Source organism: Lysinibacillus odysseyi 34hs-1 = NBRC 100172 (assembly GCF_001591965.1).
GTDB lineage: Bacteria > Bacillota > Bacilli > Bacillales_A > Planococcaceae > Lysinibacillus_B > Lysinibacillus_B odysseyi.
On the sequence record NZ_BCVX01000008.1, the window covers coordinates 209247 to 231215 of the forward strand.

24 protein-coding genes, 1 other RNA gene and 1 pseudogene are annotated in these 21969 nt (G+C 40.7%); 10 read left to right on the top strand and 16 right to left on the bottom strand.

The features are described from left to right. Positions 1 to 267: 267 nt before the first annotated feature. On the bottom strand, positions 268 to 1002 hold the full coding sequence (locus BOD01S_RS14500; protein ID WP_036153478.1) for a 3D domain-containing protein: 735 nt from the start codon (positions 1000 to 1002) through the stop codon (positions 268 to 270). Positions 1003 to 1667: 665 nt separating this feature from the next. Here BOD01S_RS14500 and BOD01S_RS14505 point away from each other — a divergent pair. From BOD01S_RS14505 to ssrS, 5 genes are all read left to right on the top strand, one after another. Then, a complete protein-coding gene (locus BOD01S_RS14505; protein WP_233153150.1) occupies positions 1668 to 2321 on the top strand; it encodes a YfbR-like 5'-deoxynucleotidase in 654 nt (217 codons plus the stop codon). 378 nt (positions 2322 to 2699) lie between these two features. Continuing rightward, positions 2700 to 3197 carry an RNA polymerase sigma factor gene (locus tag BOD01S_RS14510; RefSeq protein WP_036153481.1) on the top strand — a complete coding sequence of 166 codons (498 nt, stop codon included), beginning with the start codon at positions 2700 to 2702 and terminating at the stop codon, positions 3195 to 3197. Beyond that, positions 3190 to 3783 carry a zf-HC2 domain-containing protein gene (locus BOD01S_RS14515; RefSeq protein WP_036153483.1) on the top strand — a complete coding sequence of 198 codons (594 nt, stop codon included), beginning with the start codon at positions 3190 to 3192 and terminating at the stop codon, positions 3781 to 3783. Before BOD01S_RS14510 ends, BOD01S_RS14515 begins: the two co-directional genes overlap by 8 nt. Further along, a complete protein-coding gene (locus tag BOD01S_RS14520; protein WP_036153486.1) occupies positions 3780 to 4490 on the top strand; it encodes a YfjL-like protein in 711 nt (236 codons plus the stop codon). The genes BOD01S_RS14515 and BOD01S_RS14520 overlap by 4 nt, the downstream gene beginning before the upstream one ends. A gap of 162 nt (positions 4491 to 4652) precedes the next feature. Further along, a non-coding RNA gene (ssrS, locus tag BOD01S_RS14525) (6S RNA) lies at positions 4653 to 4841 on the top strand. A 137-nt stretch (positions 4842 to 4978) separates the two neighbouring features. On the opposite strand, the gene BOD01S_RS14530 is transcribed toward ssrS, so the two are convergent. From BOD01S_RS14530 to BOD01S_RS14545, 4 genes are all read right to left on the bottom strand, one after another. Then, positions 4979 to 5275 (bottom strand): hypothetical protein, encoded by a 297-nt coding sequence (locus BOD01S_RS14530; protein ID WP_088321778.1) that lies wholly within the window; start codon positions 5273 to 5275, stop codon positions 4979 to 4981. A gap of 185 nt (positions 5276 to 5460) precedes the next feature. After that, positions 5461 to 6273, bottom strand: coding sequence for a helix-turn-helix domain-containing protein (locus tag BOD01S_RS22650; RefSeq protein WP_081977859.1), 813 nt, complete (start codon positions 6271 to 6273; stop codon positions 5461 to 5463). 30 nt (positions 6274 to 6303) lie between these two features. Further along, a complete protein-coding gene (locus tag BOD01S_RS14540; protein ID WP_036150457.1) occupies positions 6304 to 6546 on the bottom strand; it encodes a hypothetical protein in 243 nt (80 codons plus the stop codon). A 71-nt stretch (positions 6547 to 6617) separates the two neighbouring features. Then, a complete protein-coding gene (locus BOD01S_RS14545) occupies positions 6618 to 6872 on the bottom strand; it encodes a hypothetical protein (protein ID WP_036150458.1) in 255 nt (84 codons plus the stop codon). 170 nt (positions 6873 to 7042) lie between these two features. Here BOD01S_RS14545 and BOD01S_RS14550 point away from each other — a divergent pair, with 170 nt between their 5' ends. From BOD01S_RS14550 to BOD01S_RS14560, 3 genes are all read left to right on the top strand, one after another. Continuing rightward, positions 7043 to 7246 (top strand): helix-turn-helix domain-containing protein, encoded by a 204-nt coding sequence (locus tag BOD01S_RS14550; RefSeq protein WP_036150538.1) that lies wholly within the window; start codon positions 7043 to 7045, stop codon positions 7244 to 7246. A gap of 13 nt (positions 7247 to 7259) precedes the next feature. After that, a complete protein-coding gene (locus BOD01S_RS14555) occupies positions 7260 to 7547 on the top strand; it encodes a hypothetical protein (protein ID WP_036150460.1) in 288 nt (95 codons plus the stop codon). A gap of 125 nt (positions 7548 to 7672) precedes the next feature. Then, complete coding sequence (locus BOD01S_RS14560; protein WP_036150463.1) at positions 7673 to 8137, top strand: hypothetical protein; 465 nt, start codon at positions 7673 to 7675, stop codon at positions 8135 to 8137. A gap of 44 nt (positions 8138 to 8181) precedes the next feature. On the opposite strand, the gene BOD01S_RS14565 is transcribed toward BOD01S_RS14560, so the two are convergent. Continuing rightward, positions 8182 to 8400, bottom strand: coding sequence for a hypothetical protein (locus tag BOD01S_RS14565; protein ID WP_036150466.1), 219 nt, complete (start codon positions 8398 to 8400; stop codon positions 8182 to 8184). Between the two features lie 122 nt (positions 8401 to 8522). Beyond that, on the bottom strand, positions 8523 to 9173 hold the full coding sequence (locus BOD01S_RS14570) for a M15 family metallopeptidase (RefSeq protein ID WP_081977860.1): 651 nt from the start codon (positions 9171 to 9173) through the stop codon (positions 8523 to 8525). Here BOD01S_RS14570 and BOD01S_RS14575 point away from each other — a divergent pair. Together BOD01S_RS14575 and BOD01S_RS14580 are read left to right on the top strand one after the other, a co-directional pair. Further along, positions 9095 to 9271: pseudogene (locus BOD01S_RS14575) on the top strand (transposase); the annotation flags it as partial. The gene BOD01S_RS14570 and the pseudogene BOD01S_RS14575 overlap by 79 nt on opposite strands. A 287-nt stretch (positions 9272 to 9558) precedes the next feature. Continuing rightward, positions 9559 to 10041 carry a DUF2975 domain-containing protein gene (locus tag BOD01S_RS14580; RefSeq protein ID WP_036150468.1) on the top strand — a complete coding sequence of 161 codons (483 nt, stop codon included), beginning with the start codon at positions 9559 to 9561 and terminating at the stop codon, positions 10039 to 10041. Between the two features lie 221 nt (positions 10042 to 10262). Here BOD01S_RS14580 and BOD01S_RS14585 read toward each other — a convergent pair whose 3' ends face one another. The 9 genes from BOD01S_RS14585 to BOD01S_RS14625 form a co-directional block, all read right to left on the bottom strand. Continuing rightward, positions 10263 to 10985 (bottom strand): M15 family metallopeptidase, encoded by a 723-nt coding sequence (locus tag BOD01S_RS14585; RefSeq protein ID WP_036150469.1) that lies wholly within the window; start codon positions 10983 to 10985, stop codon positions 10263 to 10265. Between the two features lie 5 nt (positions 10986 to 10990). Next, the gene (locus BOD01S_RS14590) at positions 10991 to 11242 is read right to left on the bottom strand and encodes a phage holin (RefSeq protein ID WP_036150470.1); all 252 of its coding nucleotides are present in this window, start codon (positions 11240 to 11242) and stop codon (positions 10991 to 10993) included. A gap of 11 nt (positions 11243 to 11253) precedes the next feature. Then, a complete protein-coding gene (locus tag BOD01S_RS14595; RefSeq protein WP_036150471.1) occupies positions 11254 to 11646 on the bottom strand; it encodes a hypothetical protein in 393 nt (130 codons plus the stop codon). 62 nt (positions 11647 to 11708) lie between these two features. Beyond that, positions 11709 to 13307: a S8 family peptidase gene (locus tag BOD01S_RS14600; RefSeq protein ID WP_052124681.1), complete on the bottom strand. Its 1599-nt coding sequence runs from the start codon at positions 13305 to 13307 to the stop codon at positions 11709 to 11711. Between the two features lie 4 nt (positions 13308 to 13311). Further along, complete coding sequence (locus BOD01S_RS14605) at positions 13312 to 13644, bottom strand: hypothetical protein (RefSeq protein WP_036150472.1); 333 nt, start codon at positions 13642 to 13644, stop codon at positions 13312 to 13314. A 50-nt stretch (positions 13645 to 13694) separates the two neighbouring features. Then, the gene (locus BOD01S_RS14610) at positions 13695 to 14906 is read right to left on the bottom strand and encodes a M26 family metallopeptidase (RefSeq protein WP_143815074.1); all 1212 of its coding nucleotides are present in this window, start codon (positions 14904 to 14906) and stop codon (positions 13695 to 13697) included. After that, on the bottom strand, positions 14839 to 17157 hold the full coding sequence (locus BOD01S_RS14615; protein WP_036150474.1) for a hypothetical protein: 2319 nt from the start codon (positions 17155 to 17157) through the stop codon (positions 14839 to 14841). The genes BOD01S_RS14610 and BOD01S_RS14615 overlap by 68 nt, the downstream gene beginning before the upstream one ends. After that, on the bottom strand, positions 17154 to 17543 hold the full coding sequence (locus BOD01S_RS14620; protein ID WP_036150476.1) for a phage tail family protein: 390 nt from the start codon (positions 17541 to 17543) through the stop codon (positions 17154 to 17156). The genes BOD01S_RS14615 and BOD01S_RS14620 overlap by 4 nt, the downstream gene beginning before the upstream one ends. Before the next feature lies 1 nt (position 17544). Further along, positions 17545 to 21966, bottom strand: a complete 4422-nt coding sequence (locus BOD01S_RS14625; RefSeq protein ID WP_052124682.1) for a hypothetical protein — start codon at positions 21964 to 21966, stop codon at positions 17545 to 17547. Positions 21967 to 21969: the final 3 nt, after the last annotated feature.

A 21969-nucleotide genomic window follows, 5' to 3' on the forward strand; every position in this document is an offset into this window, starting at 1 on the left:
AACTAAAATATGGGTCTATTTTACATAGATTATTATACAATTGTCAAACAATATCGAAAAATCTTTATATAGTTAAAAGCTTTATTTGGCAGAAAAACAATGTGTATACGAGAATTTATTATTTTATATAGGTTGATAAGCTTATGCAAAGCAAACGCTTACATTGAATAATATATGCTTTATATTAATTTTTAATATAAATTTGATTATGAAAAAGAAATATAAAAACCACCTTCCTTTTTAACAGAAAGATGGTTTGATTGAATATTATTTTAAAATCGTAACTTTTACAGATTTACGTCCCCAGGCAAGAGCTCCTTCTTTCGAAGGGATGAATACATCTATTCTATTGCCTTTAATCGCCGTGCCTGTATCGGCTGCTACTGCTTCTCCGTAGCCTTCAACCCACACGCGTGTCCCTAAAGGAATGACGCTTGGGTCTACCGCGATGACCTTTACATTTGGATTGGCTCGTAAATCCGTACCATTCGCTGTTACTCCTGAGCAGCCATTACAGTAGGCTGTATAGGCTGTTGCTGTCATCGTCATTGTCTGGATTTCTTCGCCGGCCACTTCCTGCGTCCCTTGCTGTACTTCTTGCTTTGGCTGGGATGGAGATGCCCCTGCTGATACAGTAATTGTATCTCCAGCATATATTAAATTAGGTGTTGATATATTGTTCCAAGCCAATAGTTGATCGACTGTTACGCCATAGGCTTTACTGATTTTAAATAGTGTATCTCCAGGTTGAACGATATAAATACCATTTCCTGAAGTTGAATTTTCTTTAGCTGAAACTTCCAATTGTTGATTTGGAATAATTATATTGGAATTCAAATGGTTTAATGTCTTCAATTCATCAACCGATGTATTGTATTGTTGTGAAATTGACCAAAGTGATTCCCCGGATTGAACAGTGTGTGTAGCTGCTTCAGTATCTGCTGCGTATGCACCTGCGCTTACCGTCAATGCTGTTGCTAATGTTAAGAATGTTTTCTTCATAGCTTTCATTTCCTCCGTTGCTCTGTTCAGTTAAATTTTTGCGACCCGTTCTTTCGGGGGGTCACTCGCAAACTCTGAATCTAACTTTACAGAAAAAACATTGCAGCATTATAACGCCTACGCACTCCCTACATTACATTCACGTTTCACCATTTTACCTCTTTTTTGAATATCTACCATGGTTATTTAAGGATAAACGCTGATAAATCTTGAATTAGCGAGGTTTCAGGTATTTTAAACTGGTAAATACTATTACAGAACGTTAACAAAGCATACGTAAATAACAACAATTTGTAATGTTTACCCCATTGAAGCAACCGAGAGAAAAAATGATATATAGGTTAAGGGAGCACGTTTACACAGGTTAATTCACTTATGTTAGTTCACACTTTTTAACGGCAGCAAACACGGCAACGGAACATTTGGAATACGTACTTCCATACGAAAGCTGAAATGCGCAAAAACCTTTTACCGGGCGCAGCCTGTTGTTCATTTTTGTAAAGGACAAGTCACCGACAGATAGACATAAAAGGAGATTTCTTCACTCGGCCAGACTAGGCTTCTCTTCCATTTGAATTTAAATAAAACGTAAAATTATAAAGTACCTATTAATCTTTTTTAAAATCGTGTAAATTCCAGCTGAATTGGGGAATAAATATAGTACGATGCAGTTAAAAGGAGTGAGTATTATCGGTATTCATACATTTTTTACGAGCTTGAATGACCTGGAGAGAATCATTCGTGCACCAGGACGCTTTAAATTTGAGGAGCATAATGTAGCTGCTCATTCCTGGAAGGTTTCCCAGTATGCCATGTTTTTTGCTACGATTGAAGAAATGCACGGAGCAACTGTAAATTGGAAGTCGCTTTATGAAAAAACAATCAATCATGACTTTGCCGAAGTATTTATCGGTGATATTAAAACACCGGTTAAACATGCAAGCCCGAAATTAAAGGAAATGCTGACGATTGTTGAAGAGAAGATGATGGAGAAATTTATTGAAGAGGAGATTCCTTCAGAATTCCAGGCCGTTTTCTTCGACCGGATGAAGGAAGGTAAAGATAGTACACTGGAAGGACGTTTACTCGAATTTGCTGACAAGCTGGATCAGTTTTATGAAGCATTTGCTGAATTAAAGCGCGGCAATACAGATAAAGAGTTTGTTATCATGTATCAAAGTGCGGTCGCAAAATTACTCGATCTTCCCCTCCCGAACAGTGTCCACTATTTCCGCCATGAAATTTTATCAGATGCTATGGCTGAAGATACTCAAATCGATATTGTAACTTTAACCGAAGAAATCTTAAAAAATAAATAACTGCTCGTAAAGTTTTCCAGATGGATGGAAGGCTTTTTTTGCTAGGTGCTGCTCATATCCAATGGGGCAGCACTTTTTATTTTCCACATACTTGTAACGAAATGAATTAAGATGGTACTAAGAAGTTAGGAAACTATCAATCATGCCCCGGCATTATTTTTTCTGAATTCAATTTGTACTTATACATTCAGAAAGAAATTGGCAAGCCGTTTTCCTAACACACAACCAGCCTGCACTAACATTCTCTTTAAGTGCACTCTTTTGGATGGCATGATGTATTAGGGACGTTCCATCCTTCTCTCAAGGGTTAAAATTGTGAAGGAAACAACTCTAAAACGATAGGAATATTCTGCTAAGAGAAGGGGGGATGCCAGCATTATGGAAGAGCTAGAACATGTATACCGGGACATCCATCCAAAGCTATTTTCATACTTCTATTTAAAAACGTCTAATACTGCAACAGCCGAAGATCTTACACAGGATGTTTTCTATGAGGCAAGTAAAAGCCTGCACCAGTTTAAAGGACATTCCAGCCTGTCTACATGGATGTTTGCCATTGCCCGTAATCTTTTAAGGAAATATTATCGTTCTAGAAAATATGAAAAGGTGATGGTTGAAACACTAGAGAGTGGCCCTCTCCCCAAAACGCTTACCCTTGAGCAGCAAATTGAAATGAAAGAGGACATACAAAGAATCCTACTGGCCATTCGAAAGTTTGATTCCCAGTCCAGTGAAATTATCCTGCTGCGGATTTTCGGAGATTTATCCTTCAAGGAAATCGGTGAGCTGATTGACAAAAGCGAAAACTATACCCGTGTCACCTTCCATCGTCTAAAAAATAAGCTATTAAAGGAAATGAGGGATCAAAGTGAATGACTGTCGTATTGTTGAAGATTTACTTCCTCTCTATGAAGAGGATTTACTACATAAAGAAACAGTTGAATGGATGGACACACATCTTTCTAAGTGTGATGCTTGCCGTTCCCGGGCAAATGAGACGCTTACCCAGTTTCCCGTAACATCAATAAAATCGAAAAAAACTGCATCAACTATGATGAAAAATGCTATTTCTAAACTTGCTATTTATCAACTGCTTCTTGTACTCCTCTCATTTGCTTTTGCTATGAGTACATCTATATTCGCTAATAGCTTTCAATTCATTCTAAGCTATTTTGTGCTTGGTTTTATGACATTCTACTTTTACCGGAGCTGGATATTGACACTTCTTATTTCGATAGTGCCAATTAGCATTTGGTCTATTTACGATACCATCGCCTCCTATGGTTCTTATGGAAAATGGTATACACAAGCATTGGAAAATCATGATTCTGCCATTGGCTTATTCAGTACACTTCTCGGCGGCAGTTTGTTAATGGGCATTATTCATACTGTCTTTGCCGTATTGGGGGCTGTCGTCGCTCTGCTAACAAAGAAAATTACAGAAAAGGAGGAGACATCATGACATGGAAAAAACGGATTTACCTCATTATCGCCCTTGCTATTACAGGCTATATTTTATTTTTCTATATAAGCTTTAACGGCAATCCAATTTCTAAAGCAATCGCAAAAAATCATGCTACAGATTACTTGGAAAAATACTATCCGGAACATAACTATTCTATCAAGGAGAGTGGATATAACTTCAAGGATCAGAGTTATTATTTTTATTATATTGTGAATGAAAAAAACGACAAAATATATAATTATTCTATTGAAATTGGGAAGGGTCTAAAACCGGACCAAATCATTTACAATTCTCTACGCTATGATTCAGAAGATGTAGGGATGAGCAATGCCTTTTCTGAAGAAGGAACTGCTTATATCAAAAAAATATTAAAAGAGACAAAATTAGATGGTGAAGCATATTACTATGTGCAAGTACCACTAGGATATGTAGATTCTCGGACTAAATGGAAACCCAACATCGAATTACCCGTAAGCGCGGATATTAATATATATATACAACAGTCTTTTGCCTCCAGAAAGGAATTTTTTAATTATGTAAAAGAAGTACAGGAAGCATTAGATGGAATATTATATAGGCAGCTCTATATAGAAAGCACGATCTCTGACACAATAGATGATACCGAAAATATTGCACGTGCTTATTGGACAACGATTGAATACGGAGAGAAGGCTACCGTTGAGAAAGTGAAAACAACTGAGTAATTCCTTGCTAATCGTAGAAGTACCAAATTATATTTATATATTTAGTATGGAGAAAAAAACATTTTACCCATTGTTTTTATGATAAATTCCTGTCATTTTATTTGACAAATTTCTCGAATGCCCCTTACTTGCATACGCTGAATGTTTATTATAAAATAATAATTGAAGCTACGTTGTACGTGTAATATTAAGTTTTAACCTTTATACAGTAACAGGGAGTTTTATATCCAAGCTGAAATGGCGGGCCCGGGCTCCTTTGACCTCGGGATAAACAGGAAAGCTTATGCGAACACCCACTTGGAGAAGTGTGGTTTAAAACTTTCTATAATGTCGCGGCATCGTGGCTTTTGCCATTAAGAAAGCTTATGCATCAACATTTTATAGACACCCAGGCCGAATACGGACTGGGTGTTTTCTTATACCCAAAATAGCCGATGGGGTTAAATTGGGGTTAAAATTCAAAGTAATCAACAATAAAAGAAAATAAATCACCCTATTTCAAACCCATTTCTACCCGAGATTCTTCCTATTATAATGTACAGCAGCTGCCGCTGGTTCAAATTAAATTCCGCCTGTAGATATCTAAATACATAATTGTGATTGTTACTGATACGGCCGTTGATTAGAATGGTCTCTTTATCAGTGACTTTCCTGGCCTTGACCATATGGATTTCTTCATCATCTATAAACGTTCGCAGGCCCTCTTCCAATCCTTTTTCGATGCAATAGTTAACGGCCTCTAGTTTTGTCCTGCATTTAATATGCAAAGCGAACTTATTAAACATCTTCATTTCAGCTGGCGTCAGTCTCGTTTGAACCGTAAATTTTTTATCACTTCTAGTCTTTCTGATTTTTTCCAGACCTATCCCCTTCCTTCAGTATGGATGGCTAAAATTCCAATAACCTTAAAGTGTGTAATTGTACAAGCGTGTAATCGCCATTTTTATAAGGGCATAAGCGCAGCGCCCTATTACCAAAACAGCCACTCTGGCCCCTGGCATTTCTCCATTTCTGTATATATGTCTTCCACGGATCTCTCGTAATACTTATCAAGAAGATTGCTCAGCGTATTATTAAAGTAGCCAGTAACGGATCTTACCCGGTTTGTTTTGACAGCCTGCATAGTGTATTTGATAGCATCAATAGCTATATCGATATCCGGTACATTGATGCAGCGCTTTGTTTGTGCTAACCAAATGCCGTATATTTTGTAAGTTAACTTTTTATCATCGATAAAGTTAGCAATGAAAGTTTTCATTCGTTGGTAAGATGTTTGTTCTTTAGTTACTAACAAGTTATCCACATTTTCTTCAGCAGACGCTTGCGGAGCATACGTATTATGATCTTTAAGATTTTGATTAAAAGAAATAGATGGTTGGTTTTCAGATTTTGGTGCTTGGTCCTTGCTGCTGCTAGCTTTATGGGCTGTCACTCGTTGGGACACTCCCGATGGGACATAAGGGAGAATACGATAAATGCTGGCACCTTTGATACCATTTAGCTTTGTGCCAGGAACCTTTTCGATGATACCCAGCTCGGCCAATTTCTTAATGCTACGATAAACCGTTTTAGTGGAAACGCCTACTTGATCAGCAATCGTTTCCGCTTTTAAGTGGGATGCTCCTGGATGAAGGAGCGAACGTGAAGCGAGCATGAAAACGATGGCGCGCTCACTTTCTGTCAAATCAAAATAATGCTGCTGAATATGCTGCTCTACAGCCACGTCCATAGCTGCTACTGTTTCAAATGTGCTGTATTGTTCCAAATAATCGAATGCCGCCATCGTTCTCACCTCACTTTCCTTCAAGAATTTTTAATACCAAGTAAGCTCCCGCGTATAATGCCAACACTCACCGTCTGCATAGTACACAAGTAAATCCCTGTTTCGACCCCGTCTAATTTTTACAATGTTGCCGACGGAATATTTATCCCTCATTTGCAATCCCATTGAGCGATTGTGTGCCGCATACGTTTCCATTAGCTGCACGTATTCCTCAGTTGTTAAATGTTTTGCTGCCGGAAAACGTTTACTGCTGCCGTTAAATTTCATGGACATAAAATCACCTACCTTGTAATATTTAAAAACTCAATCGAGAGTACCAAATGGTGATACTCCCTGTTCAGTTCTTAAATGTTAAAAATCGGTTCGCCGTTCACATCATCAGCTTCCCAAAATATAACGCCATCTGCCCAGCGCCAGTCTTCTCCTTGTTTGTAGTAGAAGGCCACCCATTCATTTTCACGGTCAATGTGCGCCTGCATTTCGCCATTTCCTTCATTTTCGAAATACACTCGCTCTTCAACTTCGTCCACGATAAAGTCTGTTGCTGCTGGGTAAAACTCAGGAATTAAATAGCGTAATTGTAGAGTTTGGGATGCCATATTTATTCCGCCTTTCGTTATTAACTATTACTTTGTAGTTATAATATATAACATAAATATTATGAAGTAAAGTTTTTATCACTAAAAAGTTATGAATTATTTATTTTTCCTAATGAATCATGTACAATAAGTATTAAGAAGCAAATCGAAGAAGGTGATTAATCGTGGCAATGGCGAAGAAAATTAAAATGTTGATGGTAGCAGCTGACCTAACCATCACTGAGCTAGCAGAAAAAATCGGCACTTCCCAACCGAATTTATCCAATAAGTTGAAACGTGATAATTTTAGCGAAAAGGAATTGGAAGATATCGCTGCTGCTTGCAATGCAAAGGTGGAAATAAACTTTATAACAGAGGACGGAACGAAGATTTAACGGAGGGGTTTGAATGCATATCAATTTATACATTTCAAATGTGAAACCTAAAAACAAGTATGCCTATACGCTAATCATAAAAGGCACTTATCCAGTGGGGCATGAAAGCAAACCTTTTGAAATTGATTATACCGGCGTGGATGTATTAGTGAAAAAAGGTGATTACCTAAAAGATCAAGAAAATATAATAAAAGAAAAACTCGCAAACTTAATTGGAAAAGGCCCTTTTGAGAATATAGAGGAGATTAAGGAAACTTTACTTGGCGAGCGTATAGGTTTTGAATATAAAAGCAAATATTAACCAAACGACTATTCATGTAGACACGTTACTTTCGCTTAACAGACGACAAATAAAAGTTGTCTGTTTTTTTGTTATATACAATTACCAATAAAATTCATTAATATAAGATAAAAGGAGGATGGGGAATGGCTGCTGAAATTACAAAGCAACAAAAGAAAGGCTTGATGGGGTGTCTTGGGTGCTTCGGGATTTTATTTATCGCGCTTTGTATAATCATCATTGTTGCCATCAACAACGCTGGCAAAGAAGAACAGTTAACAGATGAGGAACGTGCTGAAATAAACAATATAATTAGCGAATTTGAAGGGAATACAGGTGATTATATTGCTGCAACTAACGGGGTTGTAAAACGAATCGAAATGTTAGATATCAAAGATTCAGATACATTTTCAGTCCATGTTTACATAGATGAGGCGAGCTGGGCTAAATCGACAGAAAGCGAAAAAGCAAGCGTCGCCGCGACGATTGGACGCCAAATGGAACAATTAGCTGCTCCAACGAAAATTTACATGTCGATTATTTCAGATGCAAATGGTGATAAGCTGGCAAGTCCTAAAATTACGAGCGAGGGATATAAAATTATAAGGTAACAAAAAACAAGCCCTCCACATTTTCACCCGTGGAAGGCTTGTTTTTAATGAAACATATCCTCTGTTAGCATAACCCATTCAGTTTCCGCATCCTCGTTTTTAATGATTCTCGTCACATTGTAACCCCTGTGTCGTACCATCTCCAACAGTTCGACATCTTTTAATTTTCTATCGTGTGGAACTTCTAATACCAACATGCCCGGCCTTTCAACCATATCAAATCTGCTGAAGTACATAAAACGTACTACTGCTATTGTACACACTTACTACCCTCCTCCTTTTGTTTGATAATTCTATGTAAAAGAATAATTTCCTTTTCGTCATTCTAAAATTTAAATTTGGGCATAAAAAAACCCCGCTACCGATAAAGGTAACGGGATTCACGTTATGAAGGAATCAGCTCTGCATATTGTAAGATACCAAGGCGTTTCATTTCAGCGATTGCATTGTTTGCCACCTGCAGCGTTTGATAAGTACCAGTGACAAATCGCCAAGCAGATCCATCCTGTACCACTCGCACATAATCAGGATTGGCAATTTTATGTTTACCCAGCGCCGCCTTTGCTGCATTGGCCTGAGCTTGTGTTTTAAAAGTGCCGGATTGAATCCGATAAAGCTTGCCATCGTTAACACCTACAATGGCCTGTCCTTTGTCGCTTACAATCAACTGGACACGCAACTTACTGTTAGACGGTATGATGACCGTACCCTCTAATTTATAACCAGCCGGTGCCTGCCAGTTTGCAGGGATCTCAAAGTGGGGAGCATCGTAGTTTTTTGCCGGCCAGTAACCGCCCCATGTAATACCTAACTTTTTGGCAATGGCACCCACCTTTTTAAGAATATTAAGATGATACAGTTGCTTTGGTGGAGCGACAGCGATATCCCATGCTCTGCGCGATGTATGGTTAGAGCTAGTTGTCCAGGGAACATTTACATCATCACATACAAGTAAATGGAATCTATGCGAAGCGTAAAGAAACGATTGAGCGTGTCTTTGCTGATGCGAAAGAAAAGCATGGTATGCGTTGGACAACCCTACGGGATCTTAAAAAATTGTCCATGCAGGCGATGCTTACTTTTGCTGCAATGAATTTGAAAAAACTTGCCACTGGGACATGGCAAGCTACTTAATACGAGAGGAAGGTGTCTAGTAGAGACAATTCAAAAGCAAAACTCAGCGGAAAGTTACATTCAACTATCTGCAAAAATGACAAAATGCATCGAGAGCCGGACCCTCGATGCATTTTGTCTTCACTCTGGAGCATTTCTTTGTAATGAGAAATGCTTTTTACTTTTGTTAAAATTAAAAGGATATTAAAATAACAATAATAATATAATAAAAAACAATATTAATTTATTGTTAATCAATAAATCGTATGTTAAAATCACATTGTCATTAAATAAGTGAGGTGTTTTAAATGAATGTTAAACGTGGTTCTACCACTTTCTTAAAGGTCATTATTTTTCTGGTTGGAATTGCAGTGCTTGCCGTGTGTATATATTTTTTACCTGAAGCAGCCAGAAGAGATGCGATAGAGCGCCCAGGTGATTATTCGCTATATCCACTTTTGGTATGTGCATATGGAATATGCATTACGTTTTCTGTGGCGTTGTATCAAGGATTTAAACTTTTAACCTATATCGAAAAGAACAATGCTTTCTTTGAGTCATCTCTTCAATCTTTGAAGGTACTAAAAAAATGCACTTTTACTGTCATTTTCTTCATTTTGTTAGCAATAGTTTATTTAAGGGTACGTGCTCAATTCACAGGTGATGATGCAGCAGGTCCAATATCTCTAGGTCTAATGGGCATCTTGGCAACAAGTATCATCACAGCCATTGTAGACGTGCTTCAAAAACCTATAAAGAATGTCTCGAATTCACAACCAAAAAAAAATTAACATTTTGAATTATACGAGAGTATGAAGATAGCAACCACAATATTGTTTAACATAGCCTATTCAATAAATAAAAGAGCAGAATTCACTGCTCTTTTCAGACTGTAGACAAACTCAAAGAAATTTGAAGTTGTCTTCAGTCTTTTTTCTATTTTTTACAATACATACTAAGAAATCGTCGATTTCCGCTACAGGCTCTACGCTTTCCACGGGCACGGCCTCAATTATGAAGGAACCGGCTCTGCATATTGTAAGATACCAAGGCGCTTCATTTCGGTAATCGCATTGTTTGCTACTTGCAGCGTCTGATAAGTACCAGTGATAAAGCGCCACGCAGATCCATCCTGCACTACTCGCACATAATCAGGGTTAGCGATATTGTGTTTACCCAAAGCCGCCTTTGCTGCATTAGCTTGAGCTTGTGTTTTAAATGTGCCAGACTGTACCCGATATAGTTTGCCATCGTTAACACCTACAATAGCTTGGCCTTTGTCGCTTACAATCAGCTGGACTCGGAGCTTGCTGTTTGATGGTACGATGATTGTTCCCTCTAATTTGTAGCCAGCTGGTAATTGCCAGTTTGCCGGAATCTCGAAATGAGGAGCATCATATTGGCTCGCCGGCCAGGTCCCTCCCCATGTGATACCGAGCTTTTTAGCAATGGCACCCACCTTTTTCAAGATGTTCAGGTCATACAGATTTTTGGGAGGAGCTACCGCGATATCCCATGCTCGGCGCGATGTATGGTTACTCGATTTTGTCCAAGTGACACGAGGGTGTTCCTGCTCGTACAAATAGTTTTGTCTCGCTTGTGATCTATATGTCTCTGTTATAAAAATATCCGTAATACCAGCTTTATAACACTCTTGGAATAGAAGACGGCAGGCTAATTGTGCAGCTGCAGTTAGCTCCGATAAATCTCTGCAGGTTTCTGTAATGCTTACCATCTATATCACTCCTTTGGCTTTTGATATCGCATGGCCTGGTAGCTATCTGATGCGCCAGCAGTCGTTGGATCAATGATGATACCTAGCAATGCCAGGATGCTCAATACTGTCTCCGTGATTGCCGTAACCTGATCATTGTAAATGGTAATATCGACATTAAAGATGCCGGCCACTTGGTTGGCCAGCACGATTAGCAAGGCGATTAAATACACCCAAAATTGTTTGTGTTGTAGACGTACTTTCCAGTTGATTTTCATACTTTATCCTCCTATACGATATAAGTAATTAAAAACGATACAAAAGAAATTACTAAAGCGAATACAGCAATCACGGTGCCTATTAACCATTTCCGGTCTGCGTCTGATTTTTTATCGCGCTCTCGAAATTTATCGAACAATCGATCTTTATCCTTCTCCAGCTCCGTCACTCTGGAATCTAGTAATCGAGCATCACCTTTTGCTATTTCAGCATCTGAAGACGCTTTGAGCACACCGTCTTTCAAGTCTTTAATATCGTCATTTACTCTATCGAATTTGTTGTCTATATGCTTCAAGGTAGTCTTTATTTCCGCGTTATCCATCGACAGGCTTTGCATACTGTCTAAAATCTTTTGGGACACGTCAGCTTGTGTTAATGGGGACATCCTATCTCTCCTCGTCATATAAATAGCCCTCCACAAGCTGTGGAAGACATAAAAAATAACGCTAGCTTATGCTGCGTTTACTAAATGGTCAAAAAATCAGCAAGTTTGATTTTCTGCCCTCTATAATAAAATTTCGTTACTAATTGCTTTGATAAATCGGGCATAGTTGCCAACCCGTTGCCGTAATAATTCGAATTCCCGTTATCTACTGTAAGTGCATTATCCTTCAATAGCTTGTATAAGTCATCTACTCTTAAAGAAGGATAACGTTGTTTTATCAAAGCAAGCATACCAGCTACATAAGGTGCAGAGTAAGATGTACCATTCCCATATCTATAAGTGTCTTTTGTATCTTTAACAGCTAAATTAAAGTAACCAGGCGCTGCAAAATCTATGCCCTGACCGAATGAACTGAAAGGTGCCTTATAAATATTTTTAAGACTATCCGTATAATCCGGTAAACTATCATAAAATCGTTCTACTACTGCGGCTTTAAAGTCATCAAATAGGTTGGATGCAAACCACACACTATTATTACCATCACGAGCATCTATAATATCATGGTTACTTAATTTAATATCTGGATACGTAGGTGTTGGATCATTTGCAAAGTGAAGAGAATACTCTTGAGATGTGCGTGATCTATATACCTCCCATTTATTAGATATATTTGGCGTATATTCAAGAATAGCGTTATAACCTTCCAAGAAAAGTTTAAATTTAGACTCTGCATTGGTGGCGGGACGCATTGAAATAGGCTTATCAGATAATAATAATCTGTACTTCGTATTAGAACTGAAATAAATTAATCTATACGGATATTGGTAATACTCACTAGGCATATCAGCAAGCATTTTTCCATTATAATTTTCTCTCTTTCTAAGGGCACTAATAACAAATACGCCAGGGTAATCTTTCCAGAGGTTTACATTTTCTTGCGAGGTTAATGAACCACTAAAAGTTAAGTCATAGCCATTATTACCTGCACTTGCTACTACAACTACATTCTTATCATAGGCATATTGACAAGCGGCTCCTACAGCAGAATTGGTAGTGGGCTGCGAATAACTTATATTTATTACATGTGCACCGTTATCTACTGCCCATATAATACTTTTAGCCATGTCAGCGTACTCCATAGAGCCGCCATCATCTGTATTTGTTGCTTTTATAATAATCATTTTGGCATTAGGTGCAGACCCTACATAACCAAAACCATTATCCTGCATTGCTATAACAGAGGCTACAGCTGTACCATGACCACCTAAATCCTTTACATCGGCAAGCACTCCAGTACTCTTTATTGCGCTGTTTAGAATTCTAGCGCACTTATAAATAGGAAATTGTAAATCGTCATGCTCATAATCTATACCTGAGTCAATGACAGCGACAACTACACCATTCCCTTTATAGCCCTTATTATGCGCATTAGCAACGGTATTAATAAACTGCATAGGAAAGTCTGGAGATTCAGTATCATTTTTTTCTGCTTGGCCGTTTACCTCTACTGATATTATCTTCTCATGCTGTTTTAATGCATTTGCTACTTCATCGCTACATTTCACAAGTTCAAAATTAGCAAATACATTTCCGATATGTTCAGCGCCCGCATCATTCAACACTTCTAGCTTTTGCTTATTATCCAAAATATTATTAAACTCTACAATATATTGCTTCATTAACTCACTCCTTAATGATGTAGAAGGAACCATTATTCTTTTCTGTATCAGTTAGTGCGTCGTATTCACCTTGAGCTAGCAATACAGTGCCGGTGTTTCCGCCGCCTCCCCCAATATGTTGCGTTGTCATTACAACCCACTTATGGTTCACACTATCCCACACCTGAGGGATTACGCTCCCCAGCTGATCACGCAATAATTTCGTCCGGCTAAAATCAATGTCCCCGTTTGTAACAGTGGAGCCGTCCAGCGTATTGACCGTAAACATGCCTAACTCCTCGTTAAAATGCTGCGGTACTGGACTGCCTAATGCGTCTCTGATTAATTTTTCTTCCATATAAACATCTCCTTTTCAATGCAAAAACCTTCTCGTAGTAATGAGAAGGTTTAATTTACGGTTAATTTTGTTAAGGGGATAGAGTTGCATTTAACGACTTTAGGTCTTTTAAAAGTCGGGTAGCTTTTACCTTCACTAATTTGCCAAATACTATTAAAATCCCAACCCTCATAATTATTTTTAGATTTCATCTGAATCGTTGTCCTTGCTCCCTCGGTGTTAGTCGGGCCAATTGCCTCCCAATACTGCGAGTAAGCAACACCATCTATAGGTCTTGCGCTATACATTGGTGGTGGCCACCAGGAAGGAGGCTGCGTCCAACCAGGCTCCCAATAGGAATAATCTTTATCGCTCTGCATTTGAATACATTTATAAAGATTCCCGTCTGTACCCTTCACAAAGTCGGTACCATCATAATAATATCTACCCGGTTCCCAATCGTCCCCTCCAAGTGTATTACAATCAAAAAACGAATTATGGAATCCGTAATCATCCCGGCGATTGATACACGGGAAATATATATATCGTGCCCTTGTAAATGATAATACGGTATATGAGTTATATACATTTCCCGACTCATTGTTTGTGTGTACAATCGTACCTATTTCGTACACATCATCAACTGTTAGAAAAGCATAAGAGTCATGTATTTCCCCACCATTGAAAACAACCAGTCCTGCTGCAAAACCCGTCTGTGAAATTTGTAAATGGGCTGAACATTTTTTAATTACACAATCCTGATCACTTATATTGGCAATACCTGCACCACCTGCACTACTGTATGAACTGGAGGAAACGTCCAATATGGCACCTTGTACATGACAGTTTTCTATTACAGTACCTTCATTTATCGTATTACATAAAAGGGCTGAACGTGTCTTACCATTATTGGGAACAGGATATACGTTTGCGTTATTTAAGTGTATATTTTTAAGTATTGCTCTCGAACATCGGTCAAATAGAGCTGTACCGTCACCAACGCCTCGAATGGTTACATTGTTTAATAAGAAGTTGTCCCCATCATATACACCCGAAAATATATTGCCCTCTTCTGTGCCTATCGGTGCTATTTCATCCTCACTAAAATCAATATCCTTTATCTGTCGGAAGTGTGCGGAAAGATGGGCGTTAATTAACAAAAAATCTTCTACGGTGCTTATTAAATAAGGTTTTTGTAATGTCCCCTCTCCTCCACTAAACATCTTCGGCACCTTCTTCCGTCCCTTTAAGTAGGCAAATAGCTTGCATACTAACTTCCACATCCGGCATCTCGCCTTCTCCCCAATTAGCTTTAATCTCAACGGAGGTATACTTGGCATTTGTTTCTTTCGCCTTTGCCACTAGGATAATTGGAGTGGATAATCCGGTATCACCAATTACTCCGGTTGTAATAGATTTAACCTCGTCATACCCATCAACATTATCAAATTGATATGACATATCGTTTGAGAGTGGGCACGTTGCAAATTCGATTCGGTATTGATCTTCCCGGTATTGCTTTGTGTAGTTAAATTTAACCCCATAATATTGCTTTTCTTGGCCTTTCGTAAGCGTCACAATAATGGCAGTATTTCCGTTTGGCAGCACAGTAGGGGCATTGTAATTGATGGATGCACCCGACTGATTTTTAACGGTAATCGTCGCATCTTTATATTCTTCTTTTAAAGATAAGAATAAACCAGTAAACTCAGCTTCCTTCGAGTATTCAATTTCCGCAAGAATATCAGCCGAATTTGGAGACTCGATTTGTACACCTTCCATTGCCAAGCAGTCCACATCACCAATACGAAATTCAGAGAGCCAGTAACTCTTTCCCGGCTTTCCAATTTGAAATCGAATACCGAACGCTTTAATAAACGATTTATCAACATTGGCTGCCGTAAGGCTTTCATAGGGTTCTTTCGTGATCACCATAATCACCGAGTCGTCTTTTGCCGTGGGAACCTCCATAATCCGTGCATTGGCAAAAGGCATTTTCCGGACTTCGGTAGTCGTCTTACTTGCCACAATTTTCGTGTGGATAAACGTTAAATAATGATTTTTGTATTGCTCTTTCAAAGAAGCGTAAATCCCTTTTAACTTTTCTGTTTCATATTCCCATAGCGCATGAGGATGTAGTTTCTGCCCTTTGATATACGCTTTTACCGCATCTGTACATTCGATATCGTCAAAGGTTAAAGCGTCCACGGTACCGACCTTAAAGTGCTCCAAAAAACCGTCTGCATTGTCATTAATTAAAAAACGGACACCATAGGCTTCTATGAAGGTTGCATTTTCTCCGTCTTCTACAATAGGAACCTTACCATTGACCAGATCAGCAAACGGCACTTTTGTAATGACTAAAGTGACCGAGACCGAAATATTTTTCTGTGGCAGCACAAGCGAGCTAACGGTAGGATTCGGCAGCTCATAAAAATTTGTGGTCAGTCCGCTGTCCGTTTCCGTGGTAATGATGGCCGTTAATTTGTGACTGCTGTAATCCGATTTTAAAGAGGCAAATACTCCGGTTTGATTTTCCGTTAGTTCCACATCTGCTGAAGGAATCACGCCTTGTAAGGACGTGTCCTTGATGTAATCCAAAACGGCACTTTTGGCATCGATCTTGTCCTCCAATGCCAGGCAGTCAATTTTCCCAACTTTAAATTGAGCGAGGTGGCCTTTATCCTCTTCTTCCTTTTCATCCTTTTTTTCTTCTTCGTATGAAACATAATCCCGGATGATTTGCCCTACATCAAGCTGTGGAATTTCTTTGAATAAAGGGTTATATCGCTTTCCTACAATACGCTCAACAGCGTGAATGGCCAAATCCGTATCAATCATTGTCACGGTATCGCCAAGCTCTGCAGAGGCAATATCCCGCTTCTGTGCGCCTGTCATTTTGCTGAAATCGATGATTTCTACCTCATGGGCATATTCAAGTGCAAAATTATCATTCAAGTCAATTTTCTGCTGGATGGATTCAATGTTTTTTCCGACTTCCAAAATCAGTCCTTTATTTGCTCCGCGCTGAGGATGGATGATAACGGAAAATTGCTTGTACTCCACCTCCAGCCCATTTTGACGGGCAAACTCATTGATCCGGCTTCTCCCGCCTTTTGCACTTGGCCGGTACTGATAATATCCTCCTGCCAAGTCCACAAGCTGGAAAACACCCATTCCCCATACACGGGGCAGGATGTCTCCTGGTGAACCCTCATAGATTTCCTCTTCGCCCTCCACAACATAGGGAGCAGCAAACGGATCATTTAAAAGATAACTGATATGCTCTAGGTTAAGCTTGATGGACTTACTGTTGTTACGCTGCTTGTCGATGCCGGCAATGATAAAGTAATCCCCTTCGATTTCTAAAAGGTTAGGGTATTGCAAGAAGGGAGGAAACTTATTTTCCGCTATTTCTACGTCTGCCGTGTACTGATCATTGATGACTTCATACACTTCAGCATCTACAATATTCTGTAGTTTTCCTACTTCGGTCGAGGCTCCTGAATTTAGGACTCTAATGCTGTAGCTCATGCCGGTACCATATCGGGAGAGCACCGGAACGTTGCCCAGAAGATTCCGTCCTCCACAATCCTTTCGATATTGTCGCTTGATACGAATTTAGCCATATATGCCCATCCGGAGTCTTTTGCAAATATCAATTTTTCTTTGTCGTCTGACTTGAAGTAAGTACGCAGTGCCCGGCAGGCATCGTAATGGCTTTGGCCCGGAGGAGGCTCGAGCAGAAACTGGATCCGGACTTCGAGATCCCCCTCCGTTTTATCACCAATAACAATGTCGCCGCTAACTTTTGGTAGTTTGATAAAAGAATCGCTAAAAGGTCCAAAAAGGGGGCGCTCAACGTCCATGACTTCAAGCCCCACCTGTGAACAAGGGATGCCCTTGAATGTTACGCTCATGCTATTTCCCCTTTCTGTTTTTTTGTTGTAAGGTATAAAATTCGCGCGCTACTTTTTTGATATCCGCTTCTTCTCGTAAATGGAAAACAGCCCCTTCTAACATACGCGCATAGTTATGCTGGATAACTTGAGGTTCTTGCTGCCCTCCAGATGCCTTAAACATGGCATTCCCAATCGTCCCTAAAACGCGCTCGTTCAATGGGAGGATTGCCTCCGGACCCGCTTCTCCGCCTGCGAGTAGTGAATTTCCAGTAGCACCAAAGACAGTAGGACCTGTCATGATGCCGCCTTTTGCAAACCACTTAATATCGATTTTTGGAAGCCCCTCGTCGAACCAATCCAACGGGTTAATGGATCCCTTAATGCTGAATTTCGGGACTTTTAATTTTGGCCAATCAAACTCAAATTTGAAGAAGCTTTTGATTTTATCGATGGCCGACTTTACTGCATCACGTGCCTTTTCAATGGGTCCTTTAATTGCCGAATAAATGCCGTTCCATTTTTCCTTAACGGTTGCTAGCATGTCGCTAAAGGAGAAGAAACCTTTGATTTTGCTGACGACTGTTTTTGCTATCTCTAAAATTTTGGACCAGATATCTGAAAAGAATTTGGACGTGGCCGTGAAAATTTCTACTGTTTTATTTTTAATAGTGCTCCAGTTATCAACAATGGCTTTCACTAAAATGCCAATCGGACCCGTTATGACGGCAAGGATGGTTGCCCAATTTTCCTTTAAAAAGCTGACAATGGCACCACCCACAGATTTAAAGATGCCAATTACGGTGTCCCATAACTTTTGGAAAAAGCCTGCTATAGAATCCCAGTGTTTAATAATCAAAGGTACGACGGTGGTCAACACTGCAATCGCTATCCCGATTGGTCCCGTTAAGGCGCTAAAAGCTCTCATCAGCAACGGCAACACTTTAGATGCAAGATTAGCAAGCACACCGGAGAGCCCTAGTCCACCCCCACCCAGACCGATAACACTTGCAACAGCCGTGACAATAGGCGCCAGTCCGGCGAGGAGGCCCATGAATATGCCAATAGCTGAGCCAATTGCTACGATAGCCGATGCAAGTTCTGGATTTTTAGACATCCATTCTGCGATGGCACCTATTACATCGGCTATCACATTTAACAAAGGATCCAGCGCTACTTTTAAATCGGAAACTGCTTGCTGTAGCTTCACCATAGCGCTCTCATCTATATCATCCATATCTTTATTTAAAGATTTTTGAGACTTGTTCAATTCCTGCAAGGCGCCATCAGCATTTAAAATGGAATCGATAATGTTCTGCCCTTGGTCTTCCCACATCGTTCCAAAAAGCTCGGTTCCTATAGCGTTTTTCAGGGTCGCATCTTCCAGACCGTTAAGCCACCGAGTCATATCCTCGAAAGCTTTAGCACCTTCGTCTCCGCCTTTTGCGATAGCTTTTCCCCAGCTTTCGAGTTGACCCTCAATAGCCTTATAAGCTGCAGAATCAGGTGGATTTTTCGCTAAATCAAGCTTTTGTTGATTCATCTCACGGAAAGAGCTTAATTCTGCCTGGTGTGATTCACGGACGGCAGATAATTCAGCATTTAGTCGCTCACTTAACGCTTCTTTTCGGGTCGCATGTTCTTCTCGGAGCGATTCGAGTTTTGCTCGATTCGTTTCCTTATAGGCATTGATTTCGGCTGTATTTGCCTCTTTTAGAAGTTTCAGTCGTTCCTGGTTGGATGCCTTCAAAGAAGCTTTTTCAGCGTCCTGACGCTCTTTCATGGCTTTTTTATCAGCATCCAGCTGTTCTTTCGTCTGCTCTTTTTTCTCGTCGTATTCTGACTTTAAGGCATCCTTTTGTTCGTCGAATGCTTCTTTGATAGAGTCCTTCTGAGTACGGAGACTTTCAATTTGTGCCTGGCGTTCCTCTTTTACCTTTTCGATCCGGAGCGATTCTTCGAAATCGCGCAGGGCCTTTGTGGCATCCTGCCGGTCCTTCGCATTTTTTGCTGTCCGGATTTTAGCCTGAAGCTCGGATCGTTTCTCGGCATTCTCCCTCTCTTTACGCCGCTTGTCCTCTGCTGCCTGGGTAGCATTGATTTGCGCTATCTCATCCTCAATTGCTTTAACCTTGCGATAGCGCTCCTCATCAATCAGCTTTAATCTCTCATTGTACTCCTTATCGATCAGCGCAATTTTGGCATCTGCTGCTTTTTCATAAGCCTCGAGTTCGGCTTCTAGGGAATTCTCCAGTTCGTCCAGCTGCTTCGCATACATTTTTTCTGCTTCTTCATATTGCTTTTCCAGAGACTTTTCTTTTGCCGTCTCCTGTTTTTCATATGACTTTTCAGCCGCCCTGTACTCGTTATCCAACGCCTTATCTAATGCTTTTTTCTGGTTGTCGTAAGACTTGGAAATGGCATTGTAGCGTCTTTCGAGTGACTTGGAGAGTGCGTCCTCCTGCTTGGCAAATGTGCTGGACATAGCCGCTAGTTGTTCGTCAGTGGCTGCTTTTGTGTTGTCCACAACAGACTTAACAGCATCTTTCATGCTATTGGATAGGCCCACGCCCATCTCTGCTGCTCTAATACGTCCTTCTTTCAAACCGTCGAGGAGATTATCGATATTAAAAGAATCTGCTGCTGCAGCTGCTGCCATGATTCCCTTTATCTCTTTTGCCTGGAAGCCGGCGCGCTGCAGTTGAGTTCCGTATTCGGCAATGATATCCAGTTGTTCAGGTGGAAAACCGACTTTCAATAGGCTATTAATCAAATCCAGCGCCGCTTTATCGCTAATTTTTAAAGCTTTCGAAACTTCATTCGTTTCCTGCACCAATTCAACAAAATCGATACCTTGATACGACTTTGTAATTACGGCAGCCCCAGTAACAATGGCCCGATTCGCTTCATCGGAAGCATTCTTATTGAGCGCCCACTGGCGACGTAGGCCTTCGAGGGCGTCCTCGCCCTCCACTCCATAGGCTGTCACATCTGCAATGGCTGCCCGGATACTCGCTTTGGATGATTCCGGAACATCAAAAACAACATTGATTTTCGCTTTTGTATCACTTGCCGATAAGGATTCTTCGATAACTTTTCCTAGCCCGACACCGGCTGCAGCACCCGCTGCCAGTCCAGCCAACTCGCTGCCTAAATTCTCTACAGCATCACGTGCATCATCTGCCCCCTGTGACAAATCTTCCAGGTCTCGCCGTAAGGTATCAAGGTTGCCACTGGAGCCGAGATTTTGCAAAGCCTGTCGTAGCTCATTGACATCCACTTCCGTGCCGACTACCGATCGGCCAATCCGTTCAAGAGCCTGATCAAGTTGGGCAGAGGAAGCGCGTCCCTCCTGGATAGCACGTGTCAGGTCATTACCTAATACATCAGTAAAATCTGTGAGCGTCCGGCCAGATAATGCAAAGATCCTATTTAGATCCTGCATAGCTCCTGCTACTTGTTGCTCCTCCTGCCGGGCACGGGCTAATGCCGCATTTGTTTCTGTAATGGCATTGGCCGTCTGTTGCTGGGCGAGACGATTCCGCTGTAGCTGAGCCTCTAATTGCTGGGCCTCTCTGGAGTTAGCTCCGTATGCTGCTCTTGCTGCCAATAGCTGCTGCGTAGTTTCCTGCGTCTCGCGCTGCATGGAATTGTGTATGGCCTGCAGACTATTGACTTTCGCTTCCAACTGTTGTGTCTCAGAAGCTGTATGCTTCATTTCTTCCTGTTGCAGGCGCATGGCTTGCTGTAAATCCCTTGTCTGATCGGCCGCTGTCCGTGTGACGGTATTAAGTGATCGTAAACTGTTTTGAACGCTCTGCACGCTTGCCCCGGCATCTAATTGAGCCAAAGCTTGTCTCACCTGATTAACGTTTGCAGAAGCTCCCTGGGTAGCCTGAGCTATCTGATTGAATGCTCGATCCAACTGACTAGCACTAGCTGTCCCGTTTTGAATGGCCCTCGTCAAATCCTGCCCCAGAACATTAGAAAAGTCACTGACAGATTGACCAGTGACCGTGAAAAGATTATTTAATTGTCGCAAGGAAGCTGCTTGGTCAGCCTGCGCTTGTTGGGCACGCTGTAGAGCCTGTTGGGTAGCTGTAATGGCATTGGCCGCCTGTTGCTCGGCAATCTGGTGACGTGTGAGCTGGGCTTCCAGCTTTTTGACTTCCTCTGAATTCTCGCCCCATAGCTGTTTAGCACGGGAAATCGCATCTGCTGTCGCCTGTGTTTTACGGCGTGCTACCTCATAAATCTGCTGCAGGCTGTTCATTTTTGCTTCTAGTTGCTGCGTCTCGGAAGCTGTATGTTTCATTTGCTCCTGTTGCAGTTTCATCTGTTGCTTCAGCGTAGCCGCCTCGGCATTCATTTCTTTGATAGACTTGTTAAAATCCTGATTGAACGCCTTAAAGGTAATATTAATCTCATTATTGTTCCCAGCCATCTC